Annotated in this window: 13 protein-coding genes; 7 read left to right on the top strand and 6 right to left on the bottom strand. The window is 65.5% G+C overall.

Translation table 11 applies throughout. The features are described 5' to 3' along the window. Window positions 1-244: 244 nt before the first annotated feature. The 4 genes from lpxC (at window position 245) to ligA (ending at window position 6198) form a co-directional block, all read left to right on the top strand. The gene (gene lpxC / locus QA639_RS31270) at window positions 245-1207 is read left to right on the top strand and encodes a UDP-3-O-acyl-N-acetylglucosamine deacetylase (protein ID WP_283087975.1); all 963 of its coding nucleotides are present in this window, start codon (window positions 245-247) and stop codon (window positions 1205-1207) included. 243 nt (window positions 1208-1450) lie between these two features. Next, window positions 1451-2359 (top strand): outer membrane protein assembly factor BamD, encoded by a 909-nt coding sequence (locus QA639_RS31265; protein WP_028332540.1) that lies wholly within the window; start codon window positions 1451-1453, stop codon window positions 2357-2359. 13 nt (window positions 2360-2372) lie between these two features. Continuing rightward, window positions 2373-4043 carry a DNA repair protein RecN gene (gene recN / locus QA639_RS31260; protein WP_283087974.1) on the top strand — a complete coding sequence of 557 codons (1671 nt, stop codon included), beginning with the start codon at window positions 2373-2375 and terminating at the stop codon, window positions 4041-4043. A 7-nt stretch (window positions 4044-4050) separates the two neighbouring features. Continuing rightward, on the top strand, window positions 4051-6198 hold the full coding sequence (ligA, locus tag QA639_RS31255) for an NAD-dependent DNA ligase LigA (protein WP_050385398.1): 2148 nt from the start codon (window positions 4051-4053) through the stop codon (window positions 6196-6198). 150 nt (window positions 6199-6348) lie between these two features. Here the strand turns inward: ligA and QA639_RS31250 are convergent, their stop codons facing one another. Together QA639_RS31250 and QA639_RS31245 are read right to left on the bottom strand one after the other, a co-directional pair. Beyond that, window positions 6349-7638 (bottom strand): multidrug effflux MFS transporter, encoded by a 1290-nt coding sequence (locus QA639_RS31250; protein WP_028332536.1) that lies wholly within the window; start codon window positions 7636-7638, stop codon window positions 6349-6351. A 309-nt stretch (window positions 7639-7947) separates the two neighbouring features. Next, window positions 7948-9777 carry an aminopeptidase P family protein gene (locus QA639_RS31245; RefSeq protein WP_283087973.1) on the bottom strand — a complete coding sequence of 610 codons (1830 nt, stop codon included), beginning with the start codon at window positions 9775-9777 and terminating at the stop codon, window positions 7948-7950. A 189-nt stretch (window positions 9778-9966) separates the two neighbouring features. On the opposite strand from QA639_RS31245, the gene QA639_RS31240 reads away from it, so the two are divergent. Then, window positions 9967-10152, top strand: a complete 186-nt coding sequence (locus QA639_RS31240; RefSeq protein WP_028342170.1) for a hypothetical protein — start codon at window positions 9967-9969, stop codon at window positions 10150-10152. Between the two features lie 18 nt (window positions 10153-10170). Here the strand turns inward: QA639_RS31240 and QA639_RS31235 are convergent, their stop codons facing one another. Then, entirely contained in the window at window positions 10171-10677 is a 507-nt protein-coding gene (locus QA639_RS31235) for a hypothetical protein (RefSeq protein ID WP_283087972.1), read from the bottom strand. Then, window positions 10674-11558, bottom strand: coding sequence for a 50S ribosomal protein L11 methyltransferase (locus QA639_RS31230; protein WP_157346153.1), 885 nt, complete (start codon window positions 11556-11558; stop codon window positions 10674-10676). The genes QA639_RS31235 and QA639_RS31230 overlap by 4 nt, the downstream gene beginning before the upstream one ends. A gap of 171 nt (window positions 11559-11729) precedes the next feature. Here QA639_RS31230 and QA639_RS31225 point away from each other — a divergent pair, with 171 nt between their 5' ends. Continuing rightward, the gene (locus QA639_RS31225; RefSeq protein ID WP_016841571.1) at window positions 11730-11894 is read left to right on the top strand and encodes a Flp family type IVb pilin; all 165 of its coding nucleotides are present in this window, start codon (window positions 11730-11732) and stop codon (window positions 11892-11894) included. Window positions 11895-12156: 262 nt separating this feature from the next. Here the strand turns inward: QA639_RS31225 and QA639_RS31220 are convergent, their stop codons facing one another. Next, on the bottom strand, window positions 12157-13758 hold the full coding sequence (locus QA639_RS31220) for a phytoene desaturase family protein (protein WP_157346151.1): 1602 nt from the start codon (window positions 13756-13758) through the stop codon (window positions 12157-12159). A 179-nt stretch (window positions 13759-13937) separates the two neighbouring features. Between QA639_RS31220 and QA639_RS31215 the strand changes: the two genes are divergently transcribed. Then, complete coding sequence (locus QA639_RS31215) at window positions 13938-16202, top strand: spermidine synthase (protein WP_157346149.1); 2265 nt, start codon at window positions 13938-13940, stop codon at window positions 16200-16202. A 24-nt stretch (window positions 16203-16226) separates the two neighbouring features. Here the strand turns inward: QA639_RS31215 and QA639_RS31210 are convergent, their stop codons facing one another. Then, complete coding sequence (locus QA639_RS31210) at window positions 16227-16814, bottom strand: TetR/AcrR family transcriptional regulator (RefSeq protein ID WP_028332526.1); 588 nt, start codon at window positions 16812-16814, stop codon at window positions 16227-16229. Window positions 16815-16816: the final 2 nt, after the last annotated feature.

Below are 16816 nucleotides of genomic sequence, written 5' to 3'. Positions count from 1 at the left end.
AAATGATTAATTATTCTTTCGGTGGTCAGATGGCGCGTCGCCGAGGACCGTTTTCGCTGCCGTAATTTGGTTAACCTTGGGCGTGAATGCGGCGGAGATGGGGTAACAATCGGTAAAGAAGCGTGAGTTGGCGCGGTTTAGGGCTGTGACTATGGTCTGCCGTGACTTGGGGAGCTCAAGCGAGTCGGCCTTGGGGAAATTTGGCCACTTGAATTGAGTGAAGTCGGGTAGTGGGCATTATCGAATGAAGTTCAGCCGTCAAACAACGCTTCGGTCGCAAGCCACCGTGACTGGCGTAGGCGTTCATTCCGGTCTTCCTGTTAGTCTCACCCTGGGACCTGCACCTGTTGATGCGGGTTTTATTTTTGTCCGCACCGGTCTCGACGGTTCCGACCGCGAAGTCGTGGCCACCGCCGATGCGGTGATCGCGACCGAGTTCGCGACGGTGCTGGGTGACCGCGAAGGGCCGCTGGTTTCGACCGCCGAGCACGTGCTCGCGGCGCTGCGCGGCATGGGCGTCGACAACGCCACCATCGAAGTCGACGGCGCCGAAGTTCCGATCATGGACGGCAGCGCTGCGGCATTCGTTGCTGCCATCGATCAGGCGGGCATTGTGACCCAGCCCGCCGTCCGCCGCTTCATCCAGGTCTTGAAGCCGGTGCAAGTCAAGATCGGCGAATCGGTTGGCGAACTGCGTCCGTTCGCCGGCGGGTTCCGCGCTGAAGTCGAGATCGATTTCACCAACCAGGTGATTGGCCGCCAGACCTTCTCCTTCGATCTGTCGCCGGAAGGTTTCCGCCGCGAGGTTGCGCGGGCCCGCACGTTCGGCTGCATGAGCGACGTGGCGCGGCTGTGGGGCGCAGGCTTCGCGCTCGGCGCGTCCTTCGACAACACCGTGGTGTTCGACGAGGCCCGTCTGCTCAACGCCGAGGGCCTGCGCTACGCCGACGAATGCGCCCGCCACAAGGTGCTCGACGTGATCGGCGATCTGGCGCTGGCCGGCCTGCCGCTGCTCGGCAGCTACCGGTCGGTACGGGGCGGCCACAAGCTCAACAACGCGGTGCTGAAGGCGCTGCTCACCGACCGCAGCGCCTGGCGGGTGGTCGAATCGGAGACGGCTCGGCGGCCGGCCCGTGGCCATGTCGAAGCCGGTGCAGGCACCGTGGGCGGTCTCGTCGCCCCGGCCTATGGCCCGGACGTGTCCTGATCGCCGCAGGCGTCCGGTCCAATTTCCGTAACAACCACAGCAGGCTGTGAGCTTCGTCGGGTCGCCTTATTCCCGGCGGAATGGCTCCGTATTCGGTTGGTCCACGGTCATTTTTCGGCTAAGCAGGCCTGCGGTTGCGAGTAACGGCAGTCAAGGCACTGGAAATATTGCATCCATGACCGCGGTTCATGGGTGGAGTGGGGTCGCCGTTAACCGCATCAAAGGCGTCAGGTTTTAAAATTCATGTCGGCAATGCGTATGGCGCTCGAATCACGCAATTCTTCTGACGTCTCCGGCCTGACCAAGGCCGCGCGCACGCTGCGTTTTGCGGCGGGCCTGATCGTGCTGGCCATGCCGCTCAGCGGCTGCGGCACCGGCGCGCTGTGGGACAAGTTCATGGCCAAGGACGACACGTTCGTCGATGAGCCCGCGGACAAGCTCTACAATGAGGGCTTGTACATGATGAACGAGAAGAAGGACCTGAAGGCCGCCTCGAAGAAGTTCGAGGAAGTCGACCGTCAGCATCCCTATTCCGACTGGGCGCGCAAGTCGCTGTTGATGTCGGCCTATTCGTTCTACCAGGCGGGCGACTACGACAGCTGCATCGGCTCTGCCACCCGCTACGTCACGCTGCATCCCGGCAGCCCGGATGCGTCCTACGCCCAGTACCTGATCGCGGCATCGCATTTCGACCAGATCCCGGACATCTCGCGCGACCAGAGCCGCACCGAGAAGGCGATCGCGGCGCTCGAAGAGGTGGTGCGCAAATATCCGACCTCGGAATACGCCACCCAGGCCAAGTCCAAGATCCAGGCTGCGCGTGACCAGCTCGCCGGCAAGGAAATGGCGGTCGGGCGCTATTACATGGGCAAGCGCGACTTCACCGCCGCGATCAACCGCTTCAAGACCGTGGTCACGCAGTACCAGACCACGCGCCACGTCGAGGAGGCGCTGTATCGCCTCACCGAGGCCTACATGGCGATCGGCATCGCCGGCGAGGCGCAGACCGCGGCCGCGGTGCTCGGCCACAATTTTCCAGACAGCCGCTGGTACAAGGACGCATATAATCTAGTAAAGTCCGGCGGTCTCGAGCCGAGCGAGAATCAGGGTTCCTGGATCAGCAGGACCTTCAAGAAGATAGGTCTCGGCTAGGAATTGTCCTCGCATGCTGGCGCGTCTGTCGATCCGTGACATCGTCCTGATCGAACGGCTCGATATCGAATTTTCCCGTGGCCTCGCGGTGCTGACCGGCGAAACCGGCGCAGGCAAATCCATCCTGCTCGATGCCTTTGCGCTGGCGCTCGGCGGCCGCGGCGATGCCGGACTGGTGCGCCACGGCGCCGAACAGGGGCAGGTCACCGCCATGTTCGACGTCCCGAAGGGGCATCCGGCGGCCGGGATCCTGGCCGAGAACGGCCTCGACGACACCGGCGAGATGATCCTGCGCCGCGTGCAGCTCGCCGACGGCCGCACCCGCGCCTTCATCAACGATCAGGCGATCAGCGTGCAGACCCTGAAGGCGGTCGGTGCCGCGCTGGTCGAGATCCATGGCCAGCATGACGAGCGCGCGCTGGTCGACGCCTCCACCCATCGCCAGCTGCTCGACGCCTTCGCCGGACACGAGAAGGACATCGCGGCGCTGGAAGCGCTGTGGGATATCAGGCGGACCGCCAATGCTAATCTCGACGAGCATCGCGCCGGCATGGAGCGCGCCGCGCGCGAGGCCGACTATCTGCGCCATGCCTCGCAGGAATTGAAGACGCTGGCGCCGAAGGAAGGTGAGGAGACCGAGCTCGCGGGTCGCCGCACCACCATGATGCAGGGCGAGAAGATCGCAACCGATCTGCGCGAGGCGCAGGAGGCGATCGGCGGCTCGCATTCGCCGGTGGCGTCGCTGTCGGCCGCGGTACGGCGGCTGGAGCGGCGCGCCGCCAACGCGCCTGCGCTGATCGAGCCCGCGGTCAAGGCGATCGATATTGCGATCAACGCGCTGGAAGAAGCCGACCAGCACCTCAACGCCGCGCTGGCGGCGACCGATTTCGATCCGGCCGAGCTGGAGCGCATCGAGGAGCGGCTGTTCGCGCTGCGCGCCGCCTCGCGTAAATATTCGACGCCGGTCGATCTGCTGGCCGCGCTGGCGGCGCAATATGCCGGCGACGTCGCGCTGATCGATGCCGGCGCCGACCAGCTGAAGAAGCTGGAAGCGGCCGCCGCTGAAGCCGACAAGCGCTATGCGGCGGCTGCCGCCAAACTGTCGGCAGCGCGCACCAAGGCCGCCGAGAAGCTCAACAAGGCAGTCAACGCCGAGCTTGCGCCGCTCAAGCTCGAGCGCGCGAAATTCATGACCCAGGTCGAGAGCAACGCGGCCGCGCCGGGGCCGCAGGGCATCGACCGCGTCGAGTTCTGGGTGCAGACCAATCCGGGCACCAAGCCGGGGCCGATGATGAAGGTCGCCTCCGGCGGCGAACTGTCGCGCTTCCTGCTGGCGCTCAAGGTCGTGCTGGCCGATCGCGGCTCGGCACCGACCTTGGTGTTCGACGAAATCGACACCGGCGTCGGCGGCGCGGTGGCCGATGCGATCGGCTCGCGGCTGGCGCGCCTTGCCGGCAAGGTGCAGGTGATGGCGGTGACGCACGCGCCGCAGGTCGCCGCCCGCGCCAGCCAGCATCTCCTGATCTCCAAGGACGCGCTCGACAAGGGCAAGCGGGTCGCCACCCGCGTCAACGCGCTCGCCGCCGACCACCGCCGCGAGGAGATCGCGCGCATGCTGGCCGGCGCCGAGATCACCGCGGAAGCGAGGGCGGCCGCGGAACGGCTGCTCCGGGCGGCGAGTTAGTTCGCCGATGGCCACCAAAGCCAAGAAAGCGCTGGTCGACGTCGACAAGCTCACCAAGGCCCAGGCCAGGGTCGAGCTGACCCGGCTCGCGCTCGAGCTCGAAGGTCACGACAAGCGCTACTATCAGGACGACGCGCCGAGCGTCACCGATGCCGAATACGACGCGTTGCGGCAGCGTTACAATGCGATCGAGAAACGCTTCCCTGAATTCGTCACCGCGGAATCGCCGTCGCAGAAGGTCGGCGCCGCGCCGTCGGGGCGCTTCAGGAAGGTCCGGCATTCGCTGCCGATGCTGTCGCTCGACAACGCGTTCGCGGAAGCCGACGTGGTCGACTTCGTCGGGCGCATCACGCGCTTCCTCAAGCTGCCGGATGACAAGATCGATTTCTCGGCCGAACCGAAGATCGACGGGCTCTCGATGTCGCTGCGCTACGAGGGCGGCGAGCTCGTCACTGCGGCAACCCGCGGCGACGGCGCCGAGGGCGAAGACGTCACCGCCAACATCCGCACGCTCGAGGACGTGCCGCAGAAGCTGAAGGGCCGCAACGTGCCTGACGTCTGCGAGGTGCGCGGCGAGGTCTACATGACCAAGAAGGCGTTCCTCGCGCTCAACGAGCGGCAGAAGGCGGCCGGCGACACCATCTTCGCCAATCCGCGCAATTCGGCGGCCGGCTCGCTGCGGCAGAAGGATCCCGCAGTCACTGCCTCGCGGCCGCTCGGCTTCTTCGCCTATGCCTGGGGCGAGATGAGCGCGATGCCGGAGGATACCCAGACCGGCATGATCCACTGGTTCGAGCGGTGCGGCTTCAAGACCAATCCGCTGACCAAATTGTGTCACTCGGTCGAGGAGCTGATCGCGTTCCATCGCAAGATCGAGGAGCAGCGCGCCGAGCTCGACTACGACATCGATGGCGTCGTCTACAAGGTCGATCGCATCGACTGGCAGGAGCGGCTCGGCTTCGTGTCGCGCACGCCGCGCTGGGCGATCGCGCACAAATTCCCGGCCGAGCGCGCCATGACGGTGCTGCGCGACATCGAGATCCAGGTCGGGCGCACCGGCTCATTCACGCCGGTCGGCAAGCTCGAGCCGGTCGGTGTCGGCGGCGTGATCGTGCAGAACGTCACGCTGCACAATGAGGACTACATCAAGGGCATCGGCAACAAGGGCGAGGTGCTGCGCGAGGGGCGCGACATCAGGATCGGCGACACCGTGGTGATCCAGCGCGCCGGCGACGTGATCCCGCAGGTCGTCGACGTCGTGATCGACAAGCGGCCGAAGAACGCGAAGGAATTCCACTTCCCGAAGAAATGCCCGTGCCCGCTGCACACCGACGTGGTGCGCGAGGAGACCGCGGCCGGCGAGGAGGGCTCGCGCGCCCGCTGCACCGGCGAGTTCGCCTGTCCGTTCCAGAAGGTCGAGCACCTCATTCTGTTCGTGTCGCGCCGCGCCTTCGACATCGATGGTCTCGGCGTGAAGCAGTTGCAATATTTCTTCGACGAGGGATGGGTCAAGGAGCCGGCTGATATCTTCACGCTGCAAAAGCGCAACGCGAAGCTGAAGCTGGAGGATATCGAAGGCTACGGCGAGACCTCGGTGCGCAATCTGTTCGCCGCGATCGACAGCCGGCGCAAGATTGGCCTGGAGCGCTTCATCTACGCGCTCGGCATGCGTCATGTCGGCGAGACCACCGCGCTGGCGCTGGCGCGCGGCTATGGCTCCTGGGACGCGTTCCACGATGCCTGCCTCAAGGTCGCCAAGGGCGACGAGGAAGCGATGGCGGAGATGGATGCGCTCGACCAGATCGGCGACACCGTGATCAAGAGCATCGCGGATTATTTCGGCGAGAGCCACAATCGCGGCATCGTCGAGCGGCTGACCGGCGAGCTCGATGAGATCATCGACGCCGAGAAGCCGAAGAGCAATTCGGCGGTGGCCGGCAAGATCGTGGTGTTCACCGGATCGCTCGAAAAGATGACGCGCGACGAGGCCAAGGCGACGGCCGAACGGCTGGGCGCCAAGGCGGCCGGCTCGGTGTCGAAGAAGACCGACTATGTCGTCGCGGGGCCGGGCGCCGGCTCGAAGCTTGCCGAAGCGCAGAAGCACGGCGTCCAGGTGCTGACCGAGGACGAGTGGCTGAAGCTGATCGGGGAGTAGGGGTGCAACGCCGCCGCACTTTCGGCTGTCGTCCTCCGCGAAAGCGGGGGACCCAGTATTCCAGAGACAGTCATTGTTGAGCCGATAGGTCGCGGCGTACTGGATCCCCCGCATACGCGTGGGATGACGAGTTAGGGTGCGGCGCGCGCCTCACATCATCCCCTGCTCATCCTCCTCGGCCTGCGCGATCAGCTCCTCGCTCACCACCACCTGCCGCCGCGGTACGACAAAGATCATGGTGCAGGCGCAGGCGATCGAGATCGCGAAGATCGCCGCGGTCAGCGGCAGCGTCGTGGTGGAGTGGCCGCCGAGATAGGCGCCGAATTGCGAGATCAGCGAGCCGATGCCCTGCTGCAGGAACCCCATGGCGCCCGAGGCGGTGCCGGCGGCCTCGGGGCGGACGCTGATCGCGCCGGCGGCGGAATTGGCCATCACGAAGGCATTGGCGATCATCACGATCATCTGGGTGCCGAACAGCCAGATCGGGGCCTGGTTTACTCCGGTAAAACTCCAGACCAGGTTCAACAGGCTGCCGCCGACCTGCAGCGCGAGGCCGAACCAGATCAGTTTCTCCAGCGAGTGCCGCGGCGCGAAGCGCACGCACAAGAGATTGCCGACGAAGTAGCCGAACCCCGTCATCGCGAACCACGCGCCATACTCGGCACTGGTCCGGCCCATCTGGGTCACCACGATGTAGGGGCCGCCGCCGGCGAAGGCGAAGATGATCTGCGACGCCAGCACCTGGCACAGCAGATAGCCGACGAAGGCGCGGCTCGTCATCAGCTTGCCGAGGTCGCCGCGAAAGCTGGAGCTGTCGGCACGGTCGCGGCGGGTTTCCGGCAGCGCCAGTGCGATGAAGATCGTGACGGTCAGCGACGCCGCGGTGATGAGATAGAGGATCGCGCGCCAGCCGAATGTGGTCTCCAGCAGGCCGCCGGTCAGCGGGCTCACCATCTGCGCGATCATCAGCGCGGCGACGACGAGGCTGATCATGGCGCCGACCCGCTCGCGCGGATAGAGGTCGCGGATGATGGCGCGGCTGATCACCATGCCGCTGGCGCCGCCGAGCGCCTGGAAGAAGCGCGCCGCGATCAGTTGCGGGAGGGTCTCGGCGAACACCGAGCCGACGCCGGCCACGACCATCAGGCCGAGGCCCGCGAGCAGCACCGGCCGGCGGCCGAACTTGTCGGACAGCGGCCCCATGATCAGCTGTGAAAGCGCGATGCCGACCATGTAGAGCGACACGGTCATCTGCGCGATCGAGATGTCGCGGCCGAATGTGGTCGCCAGCACCGGTAGCGCCGGCACCAGCATGTAGAGCGAGATCGGCGCCACGCCCGTCATCACGACGAGCATCAGCAGCATGACCTTCGATGTCGCGATGTTGTCTTTAATGTTGTCTTGGGCCGCGCCGGGCGGCTTGCCCATCACGCCGTGCATTCAGGTCCGATCCAGCATTGTGGAAAGACTGTAGCGTGCCCGTCCGCGCGGAATACGGGTGTTTCGGCATACGCCCATGCGATTTCGGGAGACGCGGTGACGATGTTTCGTCTCGCGCAATAAACACACTGTCGTCAGCTGCGGATTCCGCTGTCGTCCTCCGCGAAAGCGGGGGACCCAGTATTCCAGAAGCAGGCGTGTTTGAATTGATAGGCCGCGGCGTACTGGATCCCCCGCTTTCGCATGCGCGGGGGATGACACCGAGCGTTGGGGGGACGACGTCGAGTGTGCGGATGCCTGGGCGCGCCGCTATTTCAGCGCCGCCGTCGCCTCGTCCAGCCACAGCTTGGTCGCGCTGTCGTCGAGATGCGGACGCACCACATGCGCGACGCGGGCGTGATAGTCGTTGAGCCAGGCCAGTTCGTCCGGACTCAGCATGCCGACCTCGATCAGGCGGCGATCGATCGGCGCCAGCGTCAGCGTCTCGAATGCATTGATCGGCTTCTCGGCGCCGGCAATGTCGGTGCCGATCACGAGCTCGAGGTTCTCGATCCTTATGCCGTAGGCGTCGGTCTTGTAGTAGCCGGGCTCGTTGGACAGGATCATGCCGCGCTTCAGCGGCGTGGTGCCGAGCTTGGAAATCCGCGCCGGCCCTTCATGGACGCTGAGATAGCTGCCGACGCCGTGGCCGGTGCCGTGCTCGAAATCGATCCCGGCCTGCCAGAGATATTGCCGCGCCAGCGTGTCGAGCTGCGCGCCGGTGGTGCCGTCCGGGAAGATCGCACGGGCGATCGCGATATGTCCGCGCAGCACGCGGGTGAAGCGGTCGCGCATCTCGTCGGTCGGCTTGCCGATCGCGATGGTGCGGGTGACGTCGGTGGTGCCGTCCTCATATTGCGCGCCGGAATCGATCAGCAGGAGGTCGCCGGGCTCGATGCGGCGGTTGCTCTTGCGTGTCACGCGGTAGTGCACGATGGCGCCGTTCGGCCCGGTGCCGGCGATGGTCGGGAAGGAGACATCCTTCAGCGCGCCGGTCTGGCGGCGGAACGTCTCCAGCGCCTCGACGGTGTCGATCTCGGTGAGGCCGCCGGAGGGCGCCTCGCGGTCGATCCAGGCGAGGAAACGCACGAGCGCGACCGCGTCGCGCTGATGCGCCGTGCGCGTGCCCTCGATCTCGGTGATGTTCTTGACCGCTTTCAGCAGGCTCACGGGATCGCTGCCGCGCACCGGCTTGCCGCCGGCACCCGCGATCAGGCGGCTCAGGGCGTCGGCTGCGGTCGCGCTGTCGAGCGCGATCGAGGCGCCGCGCCTGGCGAGCTCGGTGAGTTTTGCCGCCAGCGCCGCGGGCTGCTCGACATCGGCGGATTGCTCGAGATGGTCGCGTGTCGAGTTGGACAGCTTGCGCTGATCGATGAACACCAGCGGCCGGCCTTCCTTCGGCACCAGCGCATAGGATAGCGGCAGCGGCGTATGCGAGACGTCGGCGCCGCGGATGTTGAAGGTCCAGGCCACCGCGTGGCTGTCGGACAGCACCAGCGCGTCGACGCCGAGCTTGTTGATCTCGAGCCGGATGCGCTTCAGCTTCTCGGCTTCGATCTCCCCGGAAAACTGCGCGCCGTGGATCGTAACCGGGCCGAGCGGCGGTGCCGGCCGCTCGTGCCAGATCGCATCGACCGGATTGCTGTCGACGGCGACCAGTTCCGCGCCGGCCTTGGTGCAGGCCGCTGCCAGCCGTTCGGCTGCCGCAGAAGTGTGCAGCCAGGGGTCAAATCCTAGGCGGTCGCCGGCCGCCAGATGCCGGGTCAGCCAGTGCTCCGGCGGCGGATCGACCAGCGGCTCGACCTGCCAGGCCTTGCGGTCGACCTGCTTGCCGGCCTGCAGCGTGTAGCGGCCGTCGACGAACAGGGCGGCCTCCTTGCTCAGCACGATCGCGAGCCCGGCCGATCCGGTGAAGCCGGTCAGCCAGGCGAGCCGCTCCTCGGAGGCCGCGACGTATTCATTCTGCTGCTCATCGGCGCGCGGAACCACGAAGCCGGTCAGCTTGCGCCGCGCCAGCTCCTCGCGCAGCGCGCTCAAGCGGGCAGTCAGCGCCACGCCGCCTTCGGGCTCTTCGAACGTCTGGAAATGGGCTTCGAACATCGCCGTCGCACTCTCTTCGGATGGGGCATGACCTTCGCGCGAGCGCGGTCAAGCATGACCATATTTTTGGCATAACTTATGCTTGAATATGGCATAGTGGAATTGGCCGGACGATGTCCACTGCACGTCACGGCCAAGCGTACGGGGAGTGTCCAGGAGTGTCTCAACTCAACGGTGAGGAGATGCACGATGCCTGCATTCACGTTTGAGAAGATCTCGCCGCCGGTCCGCCGCGGCCCGATCGCGCCGGTCGAACAGAAGCAGCGCGGCGTCATCGTCCAGATGCTGGACCGCCTTGTCGAGGCGCGCGCCAAGCGCGCGGCCGGTCAGGACAAGGTCGAGACCATCCGTAGCGATTCGCCAGCGCCCGAATAAACAACCCGCGGATCGCGGCTACCGTTCCAGATCGGACGCCTTCGCCACGGTCACATTGACGAGCTTGCCGTTCTCGAGCTCGCGCACGATCCGCTCATCGGGGCCGACGATGCCGAGATCGAATTCGCGCTCGGGCGTCACCAGCGTCATGCGTTGGCCGGCGATCACGACGACGGTCATGTCGAGCGTCTCGCCGGAGATCGCCCATTCCCTGAGCTCGCTGCGAAACGGCTCTTTGCGCCAGGCGTCGGGGAAGCCCGGATCGCATCTGACCTCAAGACCATCTTCCGACGTGGTCAGGACGAGCTTCGACCTGGAAGGCTTCCAGTGCTCCTCGATTAGCTCGTTCGCCAGCCAGACGCAGCTGAACGAGCGGCATTCCACCGGCCGGCCCGGATAGGTCCGGCAGCCGCGCCCCGGCTTGCAATGCGGGCACCACGTATTGGCGGGCTTTGCCAGTTCCTCGATCGCCATCACCTTGCAGCAGAGCGTGCAGTCGCCGCACTGTCTGCCGGTCGCGGTCACTTCACGAAACGCAGCAGCAGGCTGCTCCAGCCCTCGATCTTCAGATGCCGCAGCGGCACCAGCCCGCGGGCACGGTAGGCTGCGATGACCGCCGGCGCCTGGTGCGTCAGCAGGCCCGAGAGAATGACCTGCGCCGACGAGGCAAGGTGGCGCGCCATCGGGCCGGCCAGCTGCCGCAGCGGATTGGCGAGGATGTTGGCGAGCACCAGGTCGAACGGACCGTCTTCGGCAAAGCGCGGCGCCGCAAAGCCGGTGGCGCGGATCACGTCTACTAGATCGCCTGCGCCGTTCAGCCGGGCATTCTCCTCGGCGACCCTGACCGACGGCGGGTCGATGTCGCTGGCCAGCACCTTGTCGTGCAGCGCCTTGGCGGCGGCGATCGCCAGCACGCCGGTCCCGGTGCCGAGATCCAGCACGCGGCGGGGCTGGTACGCCTTCAGCACGTGGTCGAGCAGCAGCAGGCAGCCGCGCGTGGTGCCGTGATGTCCGGTGCCGAAGGCCAGCGCCGCCTCGATCTCGATCCCGAGCTTGTTGGGGGGTATCCGGTGCCGGTCATGCTGGCCGTGGACGATAAAGCGGCCGGCCGCGACCGGGACAAGGTCCTCCAGGCTGGCCTTGACCCAATCCTTGGCCTCCACGGTATCAAAGACTAAAGTAGGTGCGACATCCTGCCGCATCACTTGGCCAACCAGCTCGCGCAGTAAATTTTGGTCCGGGGGCTCGGCAAAATGGACGGTGACGTCCCAGCGGCCATCCGGCCGCTCGAAGGCCGCAAACGCCGCCTGATCCTCGAAAAACACCTCCGAAAGCGCGTCTACTACGCGCTTTGCGGTCGATTCATCTGGAAGGGTGACGCTGGCGCGGTGTGTGGACGGGGTCATCGGAGGCCGGTAGCGCGGTTTTTGTTAAAATTTCAAGCCGGATTCAATCGAATATCGCGAGAATTGAGAGGTTCCCGGTTCAGACAACCTTAGATGTTGCAGTACTATTACGGTGGCGGAACTGGGAACACCCTTCGTTCCAAGGCATCACAACCAAGGGCAGGGCTGCAAATGAAGGCTTTTATCGTTAAGTTTTTGCGGAATGAATCCGGCGCGACCGCCATCGAATACGGACTGATCGCGACCGGCATCGCCATCGCCATCATCGCTGCGGTGAATGGCGTCGGCACGGCACTGAGCGGGACCTTCAACTCGATCAGCGGCTCGCTGAAGTAATCTCTCGAACGGCGTTCTCAGGGAAGCACCGGGCGACATTTCGCCCGGTGTTTTCTTTTGACAGCTTGTCCACAGAGCCACGCGGAGCTTGTCGACAAGACGTCAACAGCGTTCTCCCGGGATTGTCAGCGTCTGTCGCACAGCCGGTCCACAGTGGCGTCCACCGGTTATCCCGTCTTGAGACAAGGCCGCTGTCCACCGCAGACCCACAGCTTCTCAACACGCCTGTCCACAGCTTGTCCCGCGGCGCGCGGTGCGTCGTCTACGAGAACAGCGCGCGATGGTCGGCCAGGATGGCCCGCGCGGCATTGTGGCCGGGGGCGCCGGTGACGCCGCCGCCGGGATGGGCGCCGGAACCGCAATGGTAGAGACCCTTCAGCGGTCCGCGATAGTCGGCATGGCCGAGCATCGGCCGCGCCGAGAACAATTGGTTCAGTGTCAGCGCGCCGTGAAAGATGTCGCCGCCGAGCAGGCCGAATTGCCGCTCGAGGTCGAGCGGCGACAGGATCTGGCGGCCGATCACGCTGCCTGCGAAGCCGGGGGCGTAGTGGTCGACGGTTGCGATCATCAGATCGGCGACCTCTTCGCGATGGTCGTCCCACGATCTGCCGTCGGGCAGTTGCGGCGCGACGTGCTGGCAGAACAGGCTCGCGACATGCTGGCCCGGCGGGCTCAGGCTGTCGTCGAGCGTCGAGGGGATCAGCACCTCGACGACCGGCGCGCGGCTCCAGCCGAATTCGCGCGCATCGTGCCAGGCGCGATCCATGTAGCCGAGGCTCGGAGCGATGATGATCCCCGCCGTGAGGTGATCGCCCGGGCCGGGCAGCGCGGTGAACGAGGGCAGTGCATTTAGCGCCACATTCATCCTGAACGTGCCGGACCTGTTCTGCCATCGGGAGATGCGCGCGCGAAACTCGGGCGCCAATGCGCCTTCCGGCACCAGGCGTGTGTACAGCAGCTTCGGATTGACGTTCGAGACGACGTATTTGGCGCGCGCGGTCTTGCCGTTGTCGAGGATGACGCCGACGGCGCGCTCCTTCTCGACGATCACCTCGCGGACGGGCGCGTCGGTTTCGATCTCGACGCCATGGCTGCGCGCGGCACGCGCCATCGCCTGGGTGATCGCGCCCATGCCACCGATCGCGTGGCCCCAGACGCCCTTCTTGCCGTTCACCTCGCCGAACGCATGATGCAGCATCACATAGGCCGAGCCCGCCGCGTAGGGGCTGGCATAATTGCCGACGATGGCATCGAAGCCGAACAGCGCCTTGACGAGGTCGTTCTCGAAGCGCTCGTCGAGCATCTCGCCGGCCGATCGCGTGAACAGGTCGAGCAGATTGCGCTGCTGTTCCAGCGACAGCCGGCGCAGGATGTTGGCGGTGCCGAGTGCGTTGAAGGCCTCGCTGATCGCGCCGATGCCAAAGCCCTCGACAAGGTTCGGCGGTGCGCGCAGCACGAATTGCCGCAGCACGTCGGCGATGGCTTCGAGTTCCCCTGAGAACGCGTCGATTGTGGCGGCGTCCTTGCGGTTGAGCTTTTCGACCGACTCCCGGGTTCGGCCTTCGCCGGTCAAAAGATAGTTGCCGTCGGGCGCGGGGAGGAAGTTCTGTGCGCGCCGCTCGACGATCCTGAGACCGTGATCGGCAAGTTTCAGGTCGGACATGATCTGCGGATTGAGCAGGCTCACCGTGTAGGCGGCGACCGAATTGCGGAAGCCCGGAAAAAATTCTTCGGTGACCGCGGCACCGCCGACCACGTTGCGGCGTTCCACGACCTTCACGCGCAGCCCGGCCATCGCAAGATAGGCCGCGCAGGTGAGGCCGTTGTGCCCCGCACCGATGATAACGACGTCTGTTTCGTTCATGTCCGCTTCAAGAAGCAGTGATTAGAGCATGTGCTGTGGCGCCGCAGCGCCGCGTCGTCAAGTCCGCGTGACCGCCGTTTCTTGTCCGTGATAGTGCCGTATGCTCAACTGAAATCCTCCGGTGGGGTGCCACCGGACTGTCCGCCTCCGGCGCCCGCCGGGTCCATGCCGGAGCTTTCATGACGTCTGAGCCGACCGCCTCGCGCAACCGGCTGGTGCTGGTTGTCTACACCGCCGCGATCTTCGTCAGTGCCCTGTTGCTGTTCTCGGTGCAGCCGCTGTTCACCAAGATGGTACTGCCGCGGCTCGGCGGCTCGCCGGCGGTGTGGTCGGTGGCGATGGTGTTCTTCCAGTCGCTGCTGCTCGGCGGCTACGCCTATGCGCATCTCTTGATGAAGCTGAACGGCCGTATTGCGCCGGTCGTGGTGCATCTGGCGCTGCTCGTCGTCGCGCTGCTGACCTTGCCGCTGGCGATCAGGAGCGGCTGGGGCGAGCCGCCGACGTCCGGTTATGCGGTGTGGCTGCTCGGCCTGTTCGCGGTTTCGATCGGCCTGCCGTTCTTCGCGCTCGCCGCCAACAATCCGCTGCTGCAGGCCTGGTTCGTGCGCACCGGACATCCCAATGGTCCCGATCCGTATTTTCTCTACGCATCCTCGAATATCGGCAGCTTCCTCGCGCTATTGTCCTATCCGGTGCTGCTCGAGCCGATGTTCACGTTGCGCACCCAGAACCTGATCTGGACCGGCGGTTATGGTCTGCTGATCATTCTGATCGCGAGTTGCGGCGTGCTGCTGTTGCGGTCGCCGGCCAATGCCGCCGCAATCGACATGCAGGTCGATGACGCCAATGCGCCGGCGCCGTCCTGGCCGCTGCGGGCGCGCTGGATCTTCCTCGCCGCGGTGCCGTCCGGCCTCCTGATCGCGGTGACGGCGCATATCTCGACCGACGTCGCCGCCGCGCCCTTGCTGTGGGTGCTGCCGTTGTCGCTGTATCTCTTGACCTGGGTGCTGGTGTTCCAGTCGCGGCCGCTATTGCCGCACAAATGGATGCTGCGGGCGCAGCCGCTGGCGATTGCCGGCGTCGTGATCCTGCTTGCGGTCGGCGGCGAGCAGAACCTGCTGCTCACGCTCGGCGGCCATCAGCTCTGCTTCTTCATCATCGCGATGGCCTGTCATGGCGAGCTTGCGCGCACCCGCCCGGCGGCAAAATATCTCACCGGCTTCTACGTCGCGCTGTCGTTCGGCGGCATGGTCGGCGGCCTGTTCGCGGGGCTCGTTGCGCCTTTTACTTTCTCGTGGGTCGCCGAATATCCGATCCTGCTGGCGCTCGCGGCGCTATGCCGTCCGCCCGGCGGCGCGGAGCGGCTGCCGCGCTGGAGCGCCTGGTACTGGCCGTTCCTCGCGGTGCTGGCGGTGGCGCTGATCGCGCCGAGCTATTCGGCCGGCGACATCTTCAACTGGTTCGACGTGCACCGGGTCTGGGTGATCGGCGCGGTCGGCGTGCTCTCGGCGCTGCTGGCGCTCGCGCTGAACGCCAATCGCTGGAAGATCTTCGCCACCGTCGTGGTCGCGCTGGTGGTGCTGCGTGCCTATCCATCCGACGACGGCCGCGTCGAAACCGTGCGCAGCTTCTTCGGCGTGCACAAGATCGTGGTGACGCCGAACGGGCAGTATCACGTGCTGATGCACGGCACCACGATCCATGGCGCCGAGAAGTTCAAGAACGATGACGGCACGCCGGTCGCCGGAAAGCCCGAACCGATCAGCTACTATCACAAGGACGGCGGCATCGGGCGGGCGATCACTGCAATCCGCGAGCGCAAGGGCGCGCCGCTGAAAGTGGCGGTGATCGGGCTCGGTTCGGGGACGCTGACCTGCGCGTCGGCCCCCGGCGAGGACTGGCGCTTCTTCGAGATCGACCAGTCGATGGTCGATACCGCGCGCGATCCGAAATACTTCACCTACATCCAGAACTGCGAGCCGAACCTCAAGCCCGTCATCGGCGACGCGCGGCTGACCTTCGCCAAGGAGCCGGACGGCGCCTACGATCTGATCATCGTCGACGCCTATTCGTCGGACGCGATCCCGATCCATCTCGCGACCGAGGAGGCGATGGCGATCTACAAGGAGAAGCTGGCGCCGCAGGGCGCGGTCGTGATGCACGTCTCCAATCGCCATCTCGAGCTTGCCAGCGTCGTGGTCGGCATCGCAGACGCCAACGACATGAAGAGCTGGGTCTACAGCGAGGATTCCGGCCGCGACAACGAGTACATCTTCTCGACCTCGGTCGTGGTCTCCGCGCGCGAGGAGGAAGACGTTGGCAAGCTCGCATCATCGGATGTCTGGACCGAGACCGAAGCCGACGAGAAGCAGCGGGTCTGGACCGACGACTATTCGAACGTGCTGGGAGCGGTGTACCGCCGACTGCGCGACGGCGAGCAGTAAAGCGATCTGTCGCCCGATAACTCTCTAGCGCTCCGCTACCAGCAGTCTGGCGAGCTGGGGCTTGACGATTGCGGCAAACACTCCGGGATCGGCGAAAGCCCTCGCCGAGAGCATCGCCCCATGAACCGATGCCATCAGCATCTGGGCCTCCTCGTGCGGCCGCTGGTCCAGCCGGAACAGATGCTGTTCCGCGCCGGCCTGCAGCACCGAGCTGAGCCATCCCGCAAGATGATGGAAATGGGCGCGGACGCGAGATGCGACCTCGTCCGGCAACATCGGCATCTCGCCGGCAAGCATCGCGCAGACGCAGAACGGCAGCGAGGCATCGCCGATGCACGCCTGCCAGAAGTTCACGTAAGCCTGCAGTTGGTCGGTCGGGCTCGCGAATTGCTCCTGAAGCGACTTCAGGCCCCGCTCGGTCTGCTGCCGGTAGCGATCCACCAGCGCCGAGACCAGCTCGGCCTTGGTCGGGAAGTGATGGTGGATGCTCGCCTTCCGGATGCCGATGGCATCGGAGATGTCGGCATAGCTGAAGCCGTTATAGCCCCCCGCGACGATGAGCGGCTGCGCGACGTCGAGAATTTTTTCAGAAGTCGAAATCATCACGTTCACGT

The organism is Bradyrhizobium pachyrhizi, from assembly GCF_029714545.1.
Taxonomy (GTDB): Bacteria; Pseudomonadota; Alphaproteobacteria; order Rhizobiales; family Xanthobacteraceae; genus Bradyrhizobium; species Bradyrhizobium pachyrhizi.
This window is presented reverse-complemented; position numbering and strand designations above follow the sequence as displayed.